The following is a 17,147-nucleotide window of genomic DNA, read 5'->3' on the forward strand; positions in this document are numbered from 1 at the left end:
GAACCCGCCGTCGGCGGCACTGACGTGTCTCCTCCGAGCTGACGGTGCTCGCGTGACGATCGCGCCAGCGCATGGCTGCCTCATCGAGCAGATCGACCCGGGCGACGGGAACATACTGTGGACGGACGGGCGTCGACCGCGCCTGCTCGAACCCTCCGGGTTGGTCGGCGAGGAGTCTGCCCGCCAGTTCGACGACGATGTTCTCGTGGGCGGCTGGTTCCCGATGTTTCCCAACGCCGGCATCCCCACCCCGAACACGCAGCAGCACGGCTGGGCGCCCCGTGTCCGGTGGACGGTCGTCGACCGCACCCCGACGAGAGTGGTGTGCGTCGCCAAGGGACCGTTCCTCGATGGAGGCGTCGCTGAGGTGATGCGGACCCTCGATCTCGAGCCCGACGCGCTCACGGTATCGAGCACCGTGAGGAATGCGGGGGACGGCGTCCGGTCGTTCACCTGGGGCGAGCACCCGTGCTTCTCACGCGACCGCTTCGCCCCAGGCCACGCGGTCTTCGCCGGGGAGTGGATGGCAGCGGTTCCGGGGCAGGCGAACGGCGCCGCGGGGCACAACTCCCGCAGCGGCCCTAAAGCTACCGCGTCCGTCGTCGGCCCGTGGCAGACCGTCAGCCTGATCGACGAGGCGGGAACACTTCCGCACTGGCTGTACTGGTACAACTACGCGGCCGCCGAGCTGCCGCGCGCCGACACCCTCGCGTGGGAGCCGTCGACCGCAGCGGGGCTGGGGGTGGCTGATGCGATGGACGCCGACGAGGTGGAAAGGCTGGGCCCCGGCGAGACCTTCCAAGCTACGCTCCGATGCGAATGGACTTTGTCGACAATCTTGCCCGCGCAGGTACGATGACATGATGACCGCTCTCTCCTCCCTGCCTTCCGTGCCCGCGGCCTCGCGCCGAGAGCGTGTCGCCGAGATCCTTCGTGAGGCCATCACCACTGGCGGCCTGGAACCGGGTCAGAAGCTGACTGAGCTCGAGCTGGCCGCTCAGCTGGGCACGAGCCGCGCCCCGGTGCGCGAGGCGCTGCGCCAACTCGAACAGGAGGGACTCGTCGTCTCCTATCCGTACCGCGGAACCGAGGTGCTCGGGGTCTCCCAGGAGGAGATCGAGAACGTGCTCGTGCCCATTCGCATCGCGCTGGAGCGCTTCGCGTTCGACAAGGCGATGTCCGTGGTGACCGACGAGGACATCGCCGGGCTGAACGCCATCATCGACAGCATGGATGCGGCGGCCTCTGCGGGGGATCCGGCCCGCCTCGCCGACGACGACATCCGCTTCCACGAGGCCATCGTGGTGTTGTCCGGTCAGCAGCACTGCCTGCAGATCTGGCGCACGATACAGCCCCGCGTACGTGCCTATTTCCGCCGCGACGCGAACTACTACAGCGACTCTCACGCTGTGGCCGACCAGCACCGAGACCTCATCCGCGCGCTGCAGAGCGGCGATAGCGCCCGCGGCTTGCAGGCGATCACGGAGCACATTCGAACGCACTTCTCGTCGGCGGTGCCGGAGGGCGACCGGTGAGCACGGTCGTGGTCACCGGCGCTGCGTCCGGCATCGGTCGGGGCATCGCCCTCGGGGCAGCGAAGCGCGGCAAGCACGTCGCCCTCCTCGACATCGATGAGCGCGCCCTCGCAGGAACGGCGTCAGCGGTCCTCGCCGCAGGCGCGGCATCCTCCCTTCCGCTCATGTGCGACGTGAGCGACGAGCGCGCGGTGGAGGCGGCCTTCGGCGAGATCGCCGATCGGCTCCCTGCGATCGGGGGCGTCGTGGCGAACGCGGGCATCGAGGTGAGCGAACCGCTCGCGTCCGCGCGTGTTGACTCCTGGGACCGCGTGATGGCCGTGAACCTCCGCGGTACCTTCCTCACCTCGCGTGCGGCGGTGGATTACTGGCGCGAACGGAAGTCCGAGGGATCGCTGGTGTGCGTCTCGTCGCCATCCGCGTTCGTGGGCTTCGCCGGCGGCGCGAACACCGCTTACGGAGCGTCGAAGGGCGGGATCTCGGCGTTCGTGCGAGCGGCCGCACTGGACGCCGCTCCGTACGGTGTGCGCGTCAATGCCGTCGTCCCGGGGGCCACAGATACGGACATCCTCTACTTCGGCCTGGCGGGGGAGGCGCTGCTCGCTCGCCGCGCTGAACTCGAGGAGTCCGCGAAGGTTCAGATCCCCCTCGGGCGGATGGCGCGCCCGGAGGAGATCGCGGACGCGGTCCTGTGGCTCTTGAGCGGGGAGAGCGCGTACGTCACGGGCAGCCACCTGGTGTGCGACGGCGGCCTGCTGGCGAAGAGCGCCAACTCATTCTGACCTTCGTCGGAACGCCAGCCCCTCTCGAGATCGCCAGCCGTCGTGACAACGCAGGCTGACGGTCGGTGAGGACACGGCATAGCGCAGGGCGGAGTCCGGGTCGTACGATCCAGGGAGATCGTTCGCCACGGAGGAGACGCCAGTGAGTCAACACACGCTCGAACTGCCCGAGGTCGACCTGGTCTACGACGTTCACGGGCCGCTGCCGACCGCTGACGGTCGCCCGCCGCTCATGATGATCGGCCAGCCGATGGATGCGAGCGGCTTCCAAGCGCAGGTGAACCTGTTCGCGGACCGCACTGTCGTGACCTATGACCCGCGCGGCCTCGGGCGGAGCACCCGCAAAGACGGGGTGGTCACGAACGAGCCGGAGGTCCAGGCCGAGGACGTCCACGCGATCATCGAGGCTCTCGGGGCAGGGCCCGTCGACATGCTCGCCAGCAGCGGCGGAGCGGTGACCGCGCTCGCGCTGGTCACGGCGCATCCTCGCGACGTGGCGACGCTGGTCGCCCACGAGCCGCCGATCGACAGCGTCCTGCCCGATGCCGACGCCGTCCATCGAGCCCGCGTGGCCTACACCCAGGTGTATCAGGACAAGGGGTGGGGCGCCGGAATGGCAGCGTTCATCGCGATGACCTCCTGGGAGGGGGAGATCACCGATGAGTTCCTCGCGCAACCGGCGCCGGACCCCGCTGCGTTCGGGATGCCGACCGACGACGACGGCACGCGCGAAGACCCGCTGCTTTCCGACCGATCCTGGGCGGTGCCGCTCTTCCGACCGGATCTCGAGGCGTTGAAGGCGGCGCCGACCCGGATCGTGGTCGCGGTCGGGGAGGAGTCGATGAAGGTGTACACAGGTCGGACCGCTATCGCTCTGGCAGAGCAGCTCGGCCAGGAGGCCGTCGTCTTCCCGAGCCACCACGGCGGGTTCATGGGCGGCGAGTTCGGATACGCCGGCCAGCCCGAGGCGTTCGCCGCCAAGCTCCGCGAAATCCTCGATCAGACGTGAACCCGCCCTGGTACGGCAGTGCCGGATCCGGCCGGGCGACGAGTGCGACGTCGGGATTTCGCCCGCTGGGTGTGGCCCTTACGCTCGCGGTGCTGCTCACCGGGTGCGCCGGCGTCGCGGCAGAGCCGGCACCGGGGGCAACGAGCCCGACACCGACACCGACAGCCGCGTGCCCAAAGGTCGAGGGTCACGAGCTGCCGCCGGAGTGCGCGCCCTACGACCCGGATCACGCGATGGCGCAGAACGACCGCCATCGCGAACGGATGGAGCTCTCAACCGAGAGCCGCGCCGCCGCCGAAGAGGTGGTCGGGCCGCTCCGTATCGCTCTGGAAGAAGTACGTGCGAGCGGCACGGTATCGGCCGACGGGGTGCAGAAGGCGATCGAAGGGGCAGGGCTCAGCGACATCCAGATGCTCGACGACTACGGCACCGTGTTGTTCGGCGCCGGCGCTCCGAAGGGCGGGTGCATCTTCGGCGCGGTCTCGGCCGATGCCGTGGTGATCGAAGCCGGCGGGTACATCATGGACGGGGGATGCCTGCCGGCACAGTGACGCGGTGGCTACCTCATGGAAAGGGATCTGTTGGCCGCACCACTCGAGGTCAGATACCCGTTCGCCGGGCGATGGCTGGTTCAGAACAGTCCGGCCGATCGGGTGCCCAGCCACGGCACAGCGGTGTTCGCGACCTCGTTCGCCATTGACTTCGTGCCCGTCGATGCCGCGGGTCGCACGGCTCCCGTCCGGTTGGGTTCGCTCGTGCGCTCCGAACCACCCGAGAGGTTCCCCGGTTTCGGACGCGACGTGCTGGCACCTGTTCGAGGAGTCGTGATCGCGACGCACGACGCTGAACACGACCATCACGCGCATCGCGGTCTGCCGTCCATCGGCTACGCGCTCACCCAGCCTCGTCGGGTGCGAGCGGGCTGGCCGTCGCTCGCCGGAAATCACGTCCTCATCGAGAGCGGCGGCATCGTCGTCGCGCTCTGCCATCTCCAGCGCGGCAGTCTGCGGGTGAGACCAGGACAGGAGGTGGAGGCGGGTGATGTGCTGGGCCGATGCGGGAATTCGGGGAACAGTACCGAGCCGCACCTCCATGTTCAGGCGTTCGACAACCCTGACCCCTCTGCCGCCCGCGCCGTGCCGCTCTCGTTCGGGGGCGTCGTGCCGCGGAACCGCCAGATCATCGACGTCGCCGCGTGATAGCCGCGGGCGGCGCGGCCCGTCATCAAATCTTCGGAATAACTCTGTACGTTGTACGTTGTATAATGTACGCTGATGATCTCGATGAACGGAGAACAGATGACGGATACAGCAGCAGCGACCGCGGGGGCGGCCTCTCTCGGTGACACGGCGGAGATTCTGGAGTGGTTCGATCGCTACGACGGGCTGGTTCGGTCGGGCGATCTCGAGGGAATGGCCGACATGGCGGCGTTCCCGCTGAACGAGGTCACCGACGACGCCTCCGGCTTCGCGGTCATCGGACAGTGCGATCGCGAGAAGTACTTGGCCCAGATGCAGCAGGTCGTGGGGGGCTCGGGCGACGTCGAGATGACCTCGAACCGGCATCCGATCTTCTTGTCGCCGGCACTGTGCTTCGTCGTCACCGATGCCACCTTCGTGGTCGACGGGGCGCAGACGCAGATGCGGTACGGCGATCTTCTGGTGCGGACGTCCGACGGCTGGAAGTTCCAGACGATGGTCGCCGGCGGATGGCACGAGCACATGTGACCGCGGTCGCTCATCTGACGAGAGAATGAGCAGGTGAGCGATGCCACCGGTTCCGGAGACCCCGCAGCGACCCTGAGGCTGCTGTGGCGGTCCCATCTTCCGACCGACCCGAGTCCCCGCCGAGGCCCTCGGCGGGGACTCAGCGTCGAGGCGATCGTCGAAGAGGCGACGATGCTCGCCGATGCCGACGGTCTGACCGCGCTGACGATGCGCCGGCTGGCGGAGAGGCTCGACGTTCGGCCGATGAGCTTGTACACGTACGTGCCCGGCCGGGCCGAGCTCCTCGACCTCATGCTCGACGATGCCTACGCCGCCATGCCCCGGCCGCCGTTCGCAGACGTGCCGTGGCAGCAACGGGTTCGTGCGATTGCCGCCGGCAATCTCGACCTGTTCGAGCGTCACCCGTGGGCTGCCGAACTGTCGACTCAGCGGCCGCCGCTCGGACCAGGGCAGATGGTCAAGTACGACTACGAGCTCTCGGCCTTCACCGGCTCGGGTCTGGACGACGTCGCAACCGACGATGCCCTCACCTACCTCCTCGGCTTCGTGCGAAACGCGTCGCGCGACATTCACAGCGCGCGTGCGAACGAACGGGCAGGCGGCGGCGATGACCAGCAGTGGTGGGATGCCGTCGAGCCGCTGTTCTCGCAGATCGACACGAGCGCGTACCCGCTCGCCGAGCGCATCGGCGCAGCCGCAGGGGCCGCGCATGCCAGCGCTCATGACGCGCATCACGCGTATCGCTTCGGCCTGGAGCGAACCATGGACGCCCTCGAGCAGCTGGCGGCCCGAGCGGCCGAGAACAGCTGAGCCGGCCGAGCGCAACGCCCGGCATGACAAAGGGCGGGTTGTCAGAAGACAACTCTCCGCCCTTCTTAATTTATAGCGCAGGCGGGGGCTTGTGGCAAGACCCCCTGTACCGGGCATGATGGGCGACTGCCCCGACATGACCGTGTGCTCGGGCGCGCACAGTTCAAGGAGAACCATGCCAGAACGTGACCTCGTCACCCCGCTCCCCGCGACTGGACCTGCCCCGGTCGTCGCGCCGGCGACCGACGACTCGGCGCGCAATCGCCTCGTCATCTCGCTGCTTCTCGTCTCGGCCTTCGTGGTCATCCTGAATGAGACGATCATGGGAGTGGCGCTTCCCCGTCTGATGAGCGACCTCGACATCACCGCGAGTGTGGGTCAATGGCTCACGACGGCGTTCATGCTCACCGTCGCCGTCGTCATCCCGATCACCGGCTTCCTGCTGCAGCGGTATTCGACCCGCGCGATCTTCTTCGCGGCGATGGGGTTGTTCAGCGCCGGCACACTCATCTGTGCCGTCGCGCCGGGCTTCGGTCTGCTGTTGGTCGGCCGCATCATCCAGGCGAGCGGCACAGCGATCATGATGCCGCTGCTGATGACGACCATCATGACGCTCGTCCCGCCGGCGCGCCGAGGCAGGACCATGGGGAACATCTCGATCGTGATGTCGGTCGCACCCGCCGTCGGCCCGACGATCTCCGGACTCATCCTGACATTCTTCGACTGGCGGTGGATGTTCATCTTCGTGCTGCCGATCGCCGTCGCGGCTCTTCTGCTCGGAGCCGCGCGCATCGTGGACGTCACCGATCCGAAGAAGTCACGCATCGACGCACTCTCGGTGGTGCTGTCCGCCTTCGCGTTCGCGGGACTCATCTACGGGCTCAGCAGCATCGCCGAAGCAGCACGCGGTCACGAGCTCATCCCCTTCTGGCTGCCGCTGGGAGTGGGTGTGCTCGCCCTCACCGCGTTCGTACTGCGACAGATCGAGCTGCAACGCCACGACCGGGCCCTTCTCGACCTGCGCGCGTCTTCGGCTCGAGCGGCTTCACGATTGCGATCGTCATGATGGCGATCGCGATGGCGTCGATGTTCGGAACGCTCATCGTGCTGCCGCTCTACCTGCAGTCGGTGCTCGTCCTCGATCCGCTGGCGACCGGGCTCATGCTGTTGCCGGGCAGCCTGCTGATGGGTCTGCTCGGACCCGTCATCGGCCGCATCTACGACAAGCGCGGCCCTCGGCCGCTGCTGATCCCGGGCACGGTCGTCGTGAGCGCGGCGCTGTGGACGATGGCCACGTTCGGGGTCACCACACCGGTGCCGGTCGTCCTCGTCGCGCACATCGCCCTGTGCGCCGGACTCGCCCCGATGTTCACGCCGCTGTTCGCCACGGCTCTCGGCTCGCTGCAACCGCAGCTGTACTCGCACGGCTCAGCCGTCATCGGCACCGCGCAGCAGCTCGCGGGCGCCGCAGGCACGGCGCTGCTCGTCACGGTGCTCACGGCCGTGACCGCGAGCGCCATCGGTTCCGGGGTCGCCGAATCCCGAGCTGATGAGATGGGCGTACGCGCGGCCTTCCTCGCCGGGGCGATCGTTTCGCTCGTCTCGATCGCGATGGGGTTCTTCGTCCGCCGAACCGTGGATGCCGACACGGAAGGGCCCGCGCAGTAATCGCCTCGCGCATCAGCTCGGCGCTAGCCGCGCTCGCCGCGGTGCTGGCGATCCTGGCCGGAGCGACCAGCGTGCTCTCGCTCGCGTCACTCGATGAATCGGTGCTCATGGCCGAGATCTGGCGGGCCATCGGCCTGCTCACGTTCGCCGGAATCTTCACCTTCATCGCGTTCCGCCCGATGACATCGCCAGCCCTCTGGCTCATCGTCATCGCCAACAAGCTCGTGCTCACCGCGGCGGCCCTGGGGCTGGGAGCCGGGATTCCCGGTGCACTCGAGGCAGTGGCCTGGGACGGCGCGCTCGTGATCATCCTGGGCGCGGGCTTCGCCGCATCCCTGGTTGCGCGACGCGTGCCAGACGGGGTGACTCGGTGGCGCGCTACAGAGCGATCGCGAGGGTGAGGTCGTCGACCTTCCTTCCCTCGATCACGAATCGGCCGGGCACGCGCTCGAGCTCCACGAAGCCGGCGCGTCGATAGAGCTCGAGAGCCACGTGATTCGACCCGAGAACCTTCAGGTCCGCGCGCGTGTAACCTCTGGTTCTCGCTTCTGCGAGCGCCGCCGAGAGCAGACCCTGACCGATCCCCGCGCGGCGTGCTCGTCTATCGACGGCGAGACCAGCCAGGCGGACAGTCGAGTCGTCGATTCGCCGCAGCTTCACGTATCCCAGCACGATGCCTGTTCGTTGCGCCACGAGCACGTCGGCCGGGGACGTTCGGGTCTGCTCGCCGAAGAAAGGACGAGAGCGTTCCCAGAGCGGTGACGGAGAGTTCACCGGTGCCCAGGATTCGTAGTCGATGCGCGCCAATTCGGCATCATCTGCGACGTTCGCCGTTCGAATCACAGCATCCACGGGGTGAGAGTCTAAAGGCTGCTCCGGGTGTCGAGGTGACCTGATGAAGCGCTACGCCACCCGGTACTCGAGCAGACCTTCACGGACGGCAGCTCGAGCTCGATGCAAGCGTGACTTCATGGCCGGGATGCTCAGACCGAGGTGGGCGGCGACGTGCGTGCCGGAAAAGCCGTATGCGTCACGAAGAAGAAGAACATGACGTTGATCGTCCGGCAGTTGCGCGACGAGCACCGCGATGCGCTCGCTTGCAAGGCGTCGGACCACCTCGTCCTCGGTCGACTGGACTCCCGGCAGCTGGTCGGCCACGTCGATCGACTCGTGCCGCCACCGGCGGCCCGCGGCGATGCGGCGCAGGCATTCATTGCGGACGATTCGGTACATCCACCCGGCGAGGGCAGCAGGAGCGCGTAGTGTTCCGACCTTGCGATACAGGATGAGCAGCGCTTCCTGAGTCGCGTCCTCCGCGTCCTGCTCGCTATGACAGACCGCTCTGGCGAACCGGAGGACGTGGGGGTGAGAGGTGGCCACCACGGCGGTGAGCGCATCGACGTCGCCGCCCTGCGCCGAGACGACAGTGCCGTCTGGTGGCCAGGTGCTTGCATTCGTCGTCACGATCGGCACGCTATCTCGCTGAGGCCTCGAGGGCAACGACGGCCTCGTCGGCGGCTCGTGGCGAGTAACCGCCGGTGGGGACGGTTGCGACCTCCAGATAGCGGATCTCGCCTCCGCGGGCGATGAGCACGGTGCCGGACTGCTGCATCGAGCCGAAGAGCTTGCGCGTGAGTTCCATGGTCTCGTGCGGCGAGCGCCCGGTGCCTCTGACGACAGCGAAGGGCAGTCGCTTCCGAGATGCCCATCGAGCCGCCGTATCGGCATCTTCCGGCACCGCGACGAGCACTGTCACGCCGCGCTCGGTGAATCTCGCCGCGCTCGCCGCCAGGCGCTGGACGTGCCTGTTGCAGACGGGGCACCCGGTGTGTCGCATGAAGTAGATCAGGACTGCGCTCTCGGCGTAAAGGTCTCGAAGGCGGTAGCTGACCCCGTCAGTGTCGGTCAACGCCAGGTCTGGAACCAGCTGGCCTGCTGCGATCATCTGCTCATCCTCTCGGCTGGGGACGCCCCGGAGTTCGGGGGTCTCACTGAGAAGAGGCGTGGGAGCCGGAAAAGGATTCGCACCGCGACGACCGTTCCGGCCAAGACCACGCACCGAAAGGTAAGTACCGCAGAAAATAGTGGGTACTTCCCCTGCACGCCGAGTTCTCGTGACAATGGACGAAACGATCACCACGGCAAGGAGGAGCACACGAATGTCGAACGACAAGCAAGCGGTCACGATGATCGGACTGGGTCCGATGGGGCAGGCCATGGCCCGTGCCCTTCTCGCGGCGGGGCATCCGGTCACGGTGTGGAACAGAACGGCCTCGCGTGCGGATGACCTCGTCGCCGCCGGCGCCGTCCGCGCCGACAGCCCGGCCGAGGCGCTGCGCGCCAGCCACCTCGTGCTGCTGAGCCTCACCGACTACCAGGCGATGTGGGACATCCTCGGTGAGCACACCGATGCCCTCAGCGGCCGCACACTCGTGAACCTCAGCTCGGAAGGTCCCGCCAAGACCAGGGCAGCGGCGGAATGGGCGTCAGCGCACGGTGCGACGCTGATCGTCGGCGGCGTCATGGTGCCGGCGGAGATGATCGGCACCGAGGCGGCGTCGGCGTACTACAGCGGCCCATCGGACGTGTTCGAGCGCATCGAGGAGACGCTGTCGGTCATCGCCTCCCCGCTCTACCTCGGCGAGGAGATTTCCCTGGCGCAACTGATGTATCAGGCGCAGCTCCACGTGTTCCTCACGAGTCTGTCCGCGCTGATGCAGGCGACGGCGCTGTTGAACTCTGCCGGGATGTCGGCGACCGAGGCACTGCCGCACCTCATCGGCATCCACCGGGCGACACCCGAACTCGGCATGGTCGAGGCGATCGGGAAGGACATCGACGCGGGAGTCCACCCTGGCGAGATGGCGACGGCGACGATGATGGGAGCGACAGCCGATCACATCGTCCAAGCCAGCGAAGAGGCAGGGCTCGATCTCGCCCTTCCCCGTGCCGTGCTCGGTCACTACCGACGGGTGGTGGACGACGGAAAGGGACAGGACAGCTGGACGCGCATCATCGACGGCATCCGCGATCCGCGCGCCGCGGAAACGGGCGCCGCCACCGCCTGAGCGCTCGGCGCACCGGTGCTGCCCTGCTCCCGCACGACCCCGAGTGGGAATGGCCGCCAGGACCAGGAGGCCGCGATGTCGAGCATCCGGTCGCCCGCGCACGACGTCGACTGTCGCCTCAGAGAGGAAGAAGGACCAGGATCCTCCCGCGTAGTTTTGCGGCATGAATCTTCCGGCGCGCAACACATGAACGGTGATCATGTGAGGCAGAGCTGAGCGCTCGACTGGCGGCTTGTCGCTGACCTGGCGGCATCCTCCGATCGGCGGATGCCGCCTTCGCTCGACCGAACGAAGATCGCAACGATGGGCGCAGAGCGCGCCGTCGAAGAAGGGAGAAACGCGTCATGTGGATCGCATACTGGGTGATCACCGGGTCGCTTGCAGCGCTGTTCCTGGCCGCCGGTCTGAGCAAGCTGGTTCGGTCGAAGGCGGCGCTCGCCGGGGCGGGTATGGGCTACGTCGACGACTTCACGCGCGCTCAGATCAAACTGATCGGAGGCGCAGAGGTCGTGGGCGCCGCCGGCATGATCCTCCCGGTGCTGCTCGGCATCCTTCCATTCCTCGGCCCCTCCGTCGCCTTCGCGCTGGCATTGCTGATGGTCGGCGCCGCCGTCACCCATGCTCGCCGCAGCGAGGCCTATGTGGTTCCGTCGGTGCTCGCTGTGCTGTCCGCAGCCGCCGGCGGCCTCGGCGTGATCCTCCTCGGTTGACGCGGGCAGTGGTGGCCATCCGCGCTCGCCGCTTCAGACCGCTTCGGGGTCGAGCCCGAGCGCGGCGCGCCCGCCGTCGACGGGTAGGACGGTACCGGTGATGAACGCCGCCTTCGCCGAGAGCAGGAACTCCACGGCCTCTGCGACCTCTTGCGGCTGACCGATGCGGCCGATCGGGTGAAGGGCCGCGATCTGTCGATCCGCCTCGGGGTGCTCGCTCCGATAGCCCTCGTAGCGCGCCGTCGCCACCGAGCCCAACGCCACGGCGTTGACGCGGATGCCGTGCGGGCCGTGGTCGACGGCGGCGGCGCGGGTGAGGCCTTCGATCGCGGCCTTCGCTGTCGCGTAGGGCAGTGCGCCGCGAACCGGGCGCTGCGCCTGGTGAGAGGAGACGTTGACGATCGATCCGGCGCGCGAGTGGGTGAGGAAGTGCTGCACCGCGGTGTGGCAGCCGACGATCGCCAGATCGAGGTTCGTGCGCACCAGCGAGGAGATCTCGTCGGCGGATGCGGTCGCGAGTCCCGCATCGCGGAACACGGCGGCGTTGTTCACCCAGCCGGTCAACGGGCCGCTCTCCTCCGCGAGCCGCGCGGCGGCGACGGCATCCTCCGCGCTGGCAACATCGCCCTGAACGAACCGGATGCGAGGATCCTCGCTGTGACCGGCATCCGTGTCGAGCACGACCACGGGCCCGACAGCGGCGAGGTGCTGGGCGATCACCCACCCGATGCCGCGCGCTCCTCCGGTGACGACGAACGATGCGGTCGTGGCCATGCTCACTCCCTCGCCTGCGGATCCTGCGGTCTGCCTCCATCTTCGCGCACCTCTCCGCGCCGCGAGCTCATCGGACCCAGGCGGTGAAGATCACGCGGTCGTCGCCACCAGGCGATCCGCGGGCGGCAGGCCGGCGCCCATCAGCCGGGTTTCCTCCGCATGCTGGGCGTCGTAGCGATTGCGCGCCTCGGCGATCTCGCCCTGATGCTCCTCGGTCCAGTCGACGAGCAACTTGATCGTGCCGTACAGCGTCGCGCCGAGCGGGGTGAGCTCGTAGTCGACGCGAGGCGGCACCGTCGCCCAGACGGTCCGCTTCACGATCCCGTCGCGCTCGAGGTGGCGAAGCGTCTGGGTGAGCATGCGCTGGCTGACGCCGTCGATCGCGCGGCGCAACTCCGTGAAGCGCAGCGAACGCCGTTCGAGCAGCGCGATCGTCAGCAGCGACCACTTGTCGGCGACCCGGTCCAGGATCTGCCGCACGTCGCAGTCCTCGCGGGTGTCCCACTGGTGCGCGTCGCCCTCGGTATCCCGGCAGTAACCGGATGAGTTCAAAGTGCCTTCTTCCACAGTTCCCAATAGTGACTCAGGATGAGTCCGGTTACAAGAAGTAACCGGACATCGTGAAAGGAACTGATGATGGCAGAAAGCGCACTCGCCGCCGCTCCCGCGGCACCGCGACCTCGGATGGGAGCGAAGGGGTGGGGCGCGCTTCTCGTGCTCTGCGGTGCGATCTTCCTCGAGGGGGCGGACGTGGGGATGCTGACCGTGGCGCTGCCCGCCATCCGCGCCGACCTCGGACTCGCCACCGGTGAGCTGCAGTGGGTGATGAGCGCATACGTGCTCGGCTACGGCGGATTCATGCTCCTCGGTGGTCGCGTCGCAGACCTGTTCGGCCGGCGCCGAGTGTTCCTGATCGCACTCGCGCTGTTCATCGTCTTCTCCGGACTCGGGGGGCTCGCGAGCGAGGGGTGGATGCTGATCCTCGCCCGGTTCGTCACCGGTGTGACGGCGGCGTTCATGACTCCGGCCGGCCTGTCGATCATCACGACGACGTTCGCCGAGGGGGCTCTCCGCGATCGGGCGCTGCTGTTCTATTCGGGTACGGCTGCGGGCGGATTCTCGCTCGGCCTCGTGATCGGCGGTCTGCTCACCGCAATCGGATGGCGTTGGGTCTTCTTCGTCCCGGTGATCCTCGCGACCGCGATCTTCGTCGCCGCTGTTGTCTTCATCCCCAGGACCCCAGCTCAAACCGGGCGCGGACGGCTCGACACCCCCGGTGCGCTCGCGATCACCAGCGCGATACTGCTGCTGGTGTTCAGCATCGAACGCGCTCCGCACGTCGGGCTCGAATTGACGCTGGGGTCCCTCGCCCTCGTCGCGGTGCTGCTGGCGTCCTTCGTCGTGATCGAGCGCCGATCGCGCAGTCCGCTGGTGCGCCTGGGCATCCTCAGGTCAGGACCGCTGCTGCGGGCGAACGCGTCGTCGCTTCTCTTCTCGGCCGCCTACTCCAGCTTCCAGTTCGTTCTCGTTCTCTTCCTGCAGGAGCTGCTCGGCTGGTCGGCCATCCAGACCAGCCTGCTGCTCATCGTCATCGCGATCGACACGGTCCTCACCCCGACGGTCACCCCGATCCTGGTGAAGCGTTTCGGCAGGATCCCCGTCATCGTCGGAGGGCTCCTGCTCGCCGTGCTCGCCTATGCGCTGATTCTTCCGCTCCAGATGGACTGGACCTATGCCGCCATGCTGCCCTCGGTCATCGTCCTGGGTCTGGCGTTCACGCTCGTGTACGGTCCGCTCACGATCGCCGCGACCGACGATGTCGCCGAAGAAGAGCAGGGTCTCGCCGGCGGGATCTTCTACACGATGTTCCAGTTCGGTGGAGCGCTCGGACTCTCGGTCGTGGCGAGCATCGTCGGCTTCGCCTCCGCCGTCGATGACCCCGCAGCCATGCTCGAGGTGTACCGCAGTGCGCTCGTCGTGCCGCTCGGAGCAGTGGCTCTCGCCACCGTCATCATGCTGTTCGGAGTTCGCCGGCGAACGCGATGATCGGCGCATCCCCCGCGTCGGACTACGGGGTGGGGGATGCCGGCGGGTCGAGCTCCTGGAAGAGCGTGACCTGCAGGTCTGCCGGCGCCTGCAGCCGGGAGTTGAGCGAACGCCAGGGCGTCTCACGGGGAGAGGCGACCAGTTCGGCGCCGGCCTCGACCAGCTGATCGGTGACCGCCGCGCTGTCGTCGACTTCGAAGGCGATGCGGATTCGCGCGCTCGGGATGCCGTCGGCCTCGACCGCATCGATCAGCTTCACCTGTGCCGGGTTCGACAGCTCCAGCGTCGCGGATCCGGCTTCGAGGATGACGACCCGGGCGCCGCCCTCGCTGTCCACCACGAGGTGCTCGGGAAGCCCCAGCGCGTCTCGGTAGAACGCCACGGCGGCGTCGAGGTCCTCCACCTCCACGACCACACGCATCTGCCGTACTCGGTTGGGGGTTGCGGGTGTGACCTCGGATTCGTCCATGACGCCATTATCCGGGACGCGCTGTCGCGTCAAGCCCCGCGACGCAGAACCGTATTCAGAGGCATGATCAGGCACGAGCATCGGACGAGGAGACACGATGACGCTGATCGAAGAGACCGCACTGCGGTCTGAGATGCTTCCCACGCTTCAGGCACTGCCGCCGCGGCGTCCGCTCTCCTCGCCGGCAGACAGTGCCAGGGTGCGATGGGAGCGCACGGGTCCGGAGCGCTACGTCGTGCGCGACGGAGCCGACGTCCTCGGATACATCGACATCGTCGGGGCCGTCTTCGTGGTGATGGCCGGCGCCCGCTACGACCGGGCGACCGAGGTCATGCAGACGCTCGTGTTCGACAACGCCATCGCGGCCCTCACCGGCGAGGCCGATGCCGTCAGCCGGCGCCGGTTCCGCCGGCGCGACCGCGCCAGTTGAGCAATAGGTCAGCTATCGCTGTATAGTCAGCACATGCTGACCATTGTGTCTCGCCTCGATGTCATGAACCGCCTCGGCCGTGCGATGGCTGACCCGTCGCGATCGCGGATCCTGCTGGCGCTTCTGGATTCACCGGGCTACCCGGCAGAACTGGCGCACGATCTCGATCTCACGCGCACCAACGTCTCCAATCATCTGGCGTGCCTGCGGGGCTGCGGCCTGGTGACCGCCATGCCCGAGGGCAGGCGGACTCGGTACGAGATCGCAGACCCGCATCTGGCCCGCGGTCTGCACAAGCTCCTCGAGGCCGTGGTCGCCGTCGACGACGGTGCACCCTGCGTCGACGAGGCGTGCGAGTGCTGCGCATGACCACGGCGCCACCCTCGGTCCGCGTCGCGATACTGCAGCGGCGGATCCGCTGGATCGTCGCGGCGACGATCGCCTACAACATCGTGGAAGCGGCGATCGCGATCACCGCCGGCTCGATCGCGTCGTCGGCGGCGCTCATCGGGTTCGGGCTCGACTCGACGATCGAGGTGCTCTCCGCTGCGGCGGTGGCCTGGCAGTTCACCCGGCGTGATCCGGAACGCTGGGAGAAGCCCACCCTGCGGGTGATCGCGATCGCCTTCTTTGCGCTCGCCGCCTTCGTGATCGTGAGCTCCGTGGCCGCGCTCATCTCCCGCGCCGAGGTCGACCATTCGCCGGTCGGCATAGCCGTCACCGCCGTGAGCGTCGTGGTGATGCCGTTGCTCTCGATGGCCGAACGCAGAGCGGGCCGTGAACTCGGCTCGGCGACGGCGATCGCCGACTCGAAGCAGACCCTGATCTGCGCCTACCTGTCGGCCGCCGTACTGATCGGCCTGGTGCTCAACAGCCTGTACGGCTGGTGGTGGGCCGATGCGATCGCAGGGCTCGTCATCGCAGGCTTCGCCGTGCGTGAGGGACTCGAGGCCTGGCGGGGCGACGCCTGTGCGACGTCGGTCGGGATGCTGCTCGACGGCGACGACCATGACGAGCACGACCACCATCACCATTGAGCGCACGCCTCGCGACATCGCCGAGCGGCCGGCGGGCCGGCTACGCGAACGCCGCGAGTGCGCGCTGGAGCTCGCCGATGATCGAGGCGAGCAGACCGCTTCCCAGCAAGCCCGGGCCGAGCGGACCCGCCGAGTCATGACCGACGGCCGGAAGACGGCGCAGCGCCGCGGCGACCTCAGGGGTCATCTGGTCGAGTTGCCAGCGGATCTCGTCCGCCACGGCATCCGACCGGCCGGGAGAGGCAAGCCCCGCTGCCTTCGCCGCGTATGCGGCGGCGCCGAGCGCATGCGCCCCCATGTGGGCGACCGCCGCAGCCTGGGTCGCGGCACGAGCGGCCGCAACGGCTGCCGGCGCGCTCACATCACGGGCCGCACCGCCCCCGGCGAAGCGCTGGCGGATCTCCTCGGCGACGCCGCGCTCGCCGCGGGCGAATCCGCGAGCGCGGTCGATCGCCTCACGGGGCCGGGTGTCGTCGGGCGCCTCGGCTTCGAACAGGGCGAGGACGTGCGCGGCGCAGTCGGCTGCCCAGCCGGCGACAACACGGCGGTCGGACTCGCTCAGCGACTGCGGCGATGCCATGGACGCTTCACCTCCGTCCCGCGCGACGGGTCCAACGCACCCGAGCATCATCGTGCGCCTGCCGCAGCAGGCCGATGACCGCATCCGCTGTCATCCCCGCGGGATTCACCACCGAGACCCATCCGGCATCGCCGTAGAGCGGATGCGGGAACAGAGCGTCGGTCCGAGCCGGATCTCCGTCTACCAGCGCGAGTTCCGTGGCCCGATCGCGTCCGATGTGGATGTTCACCCGGAAGCGACCGGCGGAGCCGAGGGCGGACCGTTCGTCGTCGGGATAATCCTTCGTGATGATGGTTCCGTATGGCTGAGTGCGTTCGGGCATGATCCCGTCGGGCGCGTAGAAGAAGAACGCGTCTCCCCAGGCCAGTTCGGGAAATGCGCTGCCCTCGTGCGGGGTGACGGCGAGCGAACCGTCGAAGCCGCGAACGATATCGATGATCTCCTGCATCTTCATGCTTCAATCGTCACCTTGATGTGCTTATGTGGACTTCGGCACCGGAAG

At 68.0% G+C, this 17,147-nt stretch carries 25 protein-coding genes; 17 read left to right on the forward strand and 8 right to left on the reverse strand.

The features are described 5' to 3' along the window. The first annotated feature begins 52 nt into the window (after positions 1–52). From RIN18_RS10750 to RIN18_RS10800, 11 genes are all read left to right on the forward strand, one after another. Entirely contained in the window at positions 53–859 is an 807-nt protein-coding gene (locus RIN18_RS10750) for a hypothetical protein (RefSeq protein WP_309103968.1), read from the forward strand. A gap of 4 nt (positions 860–863) precedes the next feature. Next, the gene (locus RIN18_RS10755; RefSeq protein WP_309103969.1) at positions 864–1,535 is read left to right on the forward strand and encodes a GntR family transcriptional regulator; all 672 of its coding nucleotides are present in this window, start codon (positions 864–866) and stop codon (positions 1,533–1,535) included. After that, a complete protein-coding gene (locus RIN18_RS10760) occupies positions 1,532–2,317 on the forward strand; it encodes an SDR family oxidoreductase (RefSeq protein WP_309103970.1) in 786 nt (261 codons plus the stop codon). The genes RIN18_RS10755 and RIN18_RS10760 overlap by 4 nt, the downstream gene beginning before the upstream one ends. Positions 2,318–2,459: 142 nt before the next feature. Further along, the gene (locus RIN18_RS10765; protein WP_309103971.1) at positions 2,460–3,326 is read left to right on the forward strand and encodes an alpha/beta hydrolase; all 867 of its coding nucleotides are present in this window, start codon (positions 2,460–2,462) and stop codon (positions 3,324–3,326) included. Continuing rightward, on the forward strand, positions 3,323–3,877 hold the full coding sequence (locus RIN18_RS10770; RefSeq protein ID WP_309103972.1) for a hypothetical protein: 555 nt from the start codon (positions 3,323–3,325) through the stop codon (positions 3,875–3,877). The genes RIN18_RS10765 and RIN18_RS10770 overlap by 4 nt, the downstream gene beginning before the upstream one ends. A gap of 30 nt (positions 3,878–3,907) precedes the next feature. Then, on the forward strand, positions 3,908–4,525 hold the full coding sequence (locus RIN18_RS10775) for a M23 family metallopeptidase (protein ID WP_309103973.1): 618 nt from the start codon (positions 3,908–3,910) through the stop codon (positions 4,523–4,525). A 99-nt stretch (positions 4,526–4,624) separates the two neighbouring features. After that, positions 4,625–5,053, forward strand: a complete 429-nt coding sequence (locus RIN18_RS10780; RefSeq protein WP_309103974.1) for a hypothetical protein — start codon at positions 4,625–4,627, stop codon at positions 5,051–5,053. A gap of 33 nt (positions 5,054–5,086) precedes the next feature. Further along, positions 5,087–5,863, forward strand: coding sequence for a TetR/AcrR family transcriptional regulator (locus RIN18_RS10785; protein WP_309103975.1), 777 nt, complete (start codon positions 5,087–5,089; stop codon positions 5,861–5,863). A gap of 175 nt (positions 5,864–6,038) precedes the next feature. Continuing rightward, entirely contained in the window at positions 6,039–6,929 is an 891-nt protein-coding gene (locus tag RIN18_RS10790; protein WP_309103976.1) for an MFS transporter, read from the forward strand. Next, the gene (locus RIN18_RS10795; protein WP_375163523.1) at positions 6,914–7,531 is read left to right on the forward strand and encodes an MFS transporter; all 618 of its coding nucleotides are present in this window, start codon (positions 6,914–6,916) and stop codon (positions 7,529–7,531) included. Before RIN18_RS10790 ends, RIN18_RS10795 begins: the two co-directional genes overlap by 16 nt. A 41-nt stretch (positions 7,532–7,572) precedes the next feature. Beyond that, positions 7,573–7,932, forward strand: coding sequence for a hypothetical protein (locus tag RIN18_RS10800; RefSeq protein WP_309103977.1), 360 nt, complete (start codon positions 7,573–7,575; stop codon positions 7,930–7,932). Here the strand turns inward: RIN18_RS10800 and RIN18_RS10805 are convergent. Genes RIN18_RS10805 through RIN18_RS10815 form a run of 3 tightly spaced genes read right to left on the reverse strand, consistent with a single transcriptional unit; the run spans position 7,910 to position 9,476 of the window. Beyond that, positions 7,910–8,383, reverse strand: coding sequence for a GNAT family N-acetyltransferase (locus RIN18_RS10805; protein WP_309103978.1), 474 nt, complete (start codon positions 8,381–8,383; stop codon positions 7,910–7,912). The two genes, RIN18_RS10800 and RIN18_RS10805, sit on opposite strands and share 23 nt — an antisense overlap. A gap of 51 nt (positions 8,384–8,434) precedes the next feature. Continuing rightward, on the reverse strand, positions 8,435–8,995 hold the full coding sequence (locus tag RIN18_RS10810; protein WP_309103979.1) for a sigma-70 family RNA polymerase sigma factor: 561 nt from the start codon (positions 8,993–8,995) through the stop codon (positions 8,435–8,437). Between the two features lie 10 nt (positions 8,996–9,005). Continuing rightward, positions 9,006–9,476, reverse strand: a complete 471-nt coding sequence (locus RIN18_RS10815; protein WP_309103980.1) for a redoxin domain-containing protein — start codon at positions 9,474–9,476, stop codon at positions 9,006–9,008. A gap of 214 nt (positions 9,477–9,690) precedes the next feature. Here RIN18_RS10815 and RIN18_RS10820 point away from each other — a divergent pair, with 214 nt between their 5' ends. Continuing rightward, positions 9,691–10,599, forward strand: a complete 909-nt coding sequence (locus RIN18_RS10820) for an NAD(P)-binding domain-containing protein (protein WP_309103981.1) — start codon at positions 9,691–9,693, stop codon at positions 10,597–10,599. A gap of 344 nt (positions 10,600–10,943) precedes the next feature. Further along, entirely contained in the window at positions 10,944–11,309 is a 366-nt protein-coding gene (locus tag RIN18_RS10825) for a DoxX family protein (protein ID WP_309103982.1), read from the forward strand. A 33-nt stretch (positions 11,310–11,342) separates the two neighbouring features. Here RIN18_RS10825 and RIN18_RS10830 read toward each other — a convergent pair whose 3' ends face one another. Both RIN18_RS10830 and RIN18_RS10835 read right to left on the reverse strand, forming a co-directional pair. Continuing rightward, entirely contained in the window at positions 11,343–12,083 is a 741-nt protein-coding gene (locus RIN18_RS10830; protein WP_309103983.1) for an SDR family oxidoreductase, read from the reverse strand. 90 nt (positions 12,084–12,173) lie between these two features. Next, positions 12,174–12,635 carry a helix-turn-helix domain-containing protein gene (locus RIN18_RS10835; protein WP_309103984.1) on the reverse strand — a complete coding sequence of 154 codons (462 nt, stop codon included), beginning with the start codon at positions 12,633–12,635 and terminating at the stop codon, positions 12,174–12,176. Positions 12,636–12,719: 84 nt separating this feature from the next. On the opposite strand from RIN18_RS10835, the gene RIN18_RS10840 reads away from it, so the two are divergent. Beyond that, positions 12,720–14,129 (forward strand): MFS transporter, encoded by a 1,410-nt coding sequence (locus RIN18_RS10840; protein WP_309103985.1) that lies wholly within the window; start codon positions 12,720–12,722, stop codon positions 14,127–14,129. Between the two features lie 22 nt (positions 14,130–14,151). Here RIN18_RS10840 and RIN18_RS10845 read toward each other — a convergent pair whose 3' ends face one another. Beyond that, positions 14,152–14,598: a VOC family protein gene (locus tag RIN18_RS10845; protein ID WP_309103986.1), complete on the reverse strand. Its 447-nt coding sequence runs from the start codon at positions 14,596–14,598 to the stop codon at positions 14,152–14,154. A 97-nt stretch (positions 14,599–14,695) separates the two neighbouring features. On the opposite strand from RIN18_RS10845, the gene RIN18_RS10850 reads away from it, so the two are divergent. Genes RIN18_RS10850 through RIN18_RS10860 form a run of 3 tightly spaced genes read left to right on the forward strand, consistent with a single transcriptional unit; the run spans position 14,696 to position 16,065 of the window. Further along, positions 14,696–15,028, forward strand: a complete 333-nt coding sequence (locus RIN18_RS10850; RefSeq protein WP_309103987.1) for a hypothetical protein — start codon at positions 14,696–14,698, stop codon at positions 15,026–15,028. 33 nt (positions 15,029–15,061) lie between these two features. Further along, positions 15,062–15,397, forward strand: coding sequence for a metalloregulator ArsR/SmtB family transcription factor (locus tag RIN18_RS10855; RefSeq protein ID WP_309103988.1), 336 nt, complete (start codon positions 15,062–15,064; stop codon positions 15,395–15,397). Further along, positions 15,394–16,065 carry a cation transporter gene (locus tag RIN18_RS10860; RefSeq protein WP_309103989.1) on the forward strand — a complete coding sequence of 224 codons (672 nt, stop codon included), beginning with the start codon at positions 15,394–15,396 and terminating at the stop codon, positions 16,063–16,065. The genes RIN18_RS10855 and RIN18_RS10860 overlap by 4 nt, the downstream gene beginning before the upstream one ends. Before the next feature lie 40 nt (positions 16,066–16,105). Here RIN18_RS10860 and RIN18_RS10865 read toward each other — a convergent pair whose 3' ends face one another. Both RIN18_RS10865 and RIN18_RS10870 read right to left on the reverse strand, forming a co-directional pair. Continuing rightward, entirely contained in the window at positions 16,106–16,645 is a 540-nt protein-coding gene (locus RIN18_RS10865; RefSeq protein WP_309103990.1) for a putative immunity protein, read from the reverse strand. A gap of 7 nt (positions 16,646–16,652) precedes the next feature. Continuing rightward, positions 16,653–17,099, reverse strand: a complete 447-nt coding sequence (locus tag RIN18_RS10870; RefSeq protein ID WP_309103991.1) for a DUF6194 family protein — start codon at positions 17,097–17,099, stop codon at positions 16,653–16,655. Positions 17,100–17,147 lie beyond the last annotated feature (48 nt).

It is taken from the genome of Microbacterium sp., from assembly GCF_031179285.1.
In the GTDB taxonomy this organism is placed as follows: Bacteria; Actinomycetota; Actinomycetes; order Actinomycetales; family Microbacteriaceae; genus Microbacterium.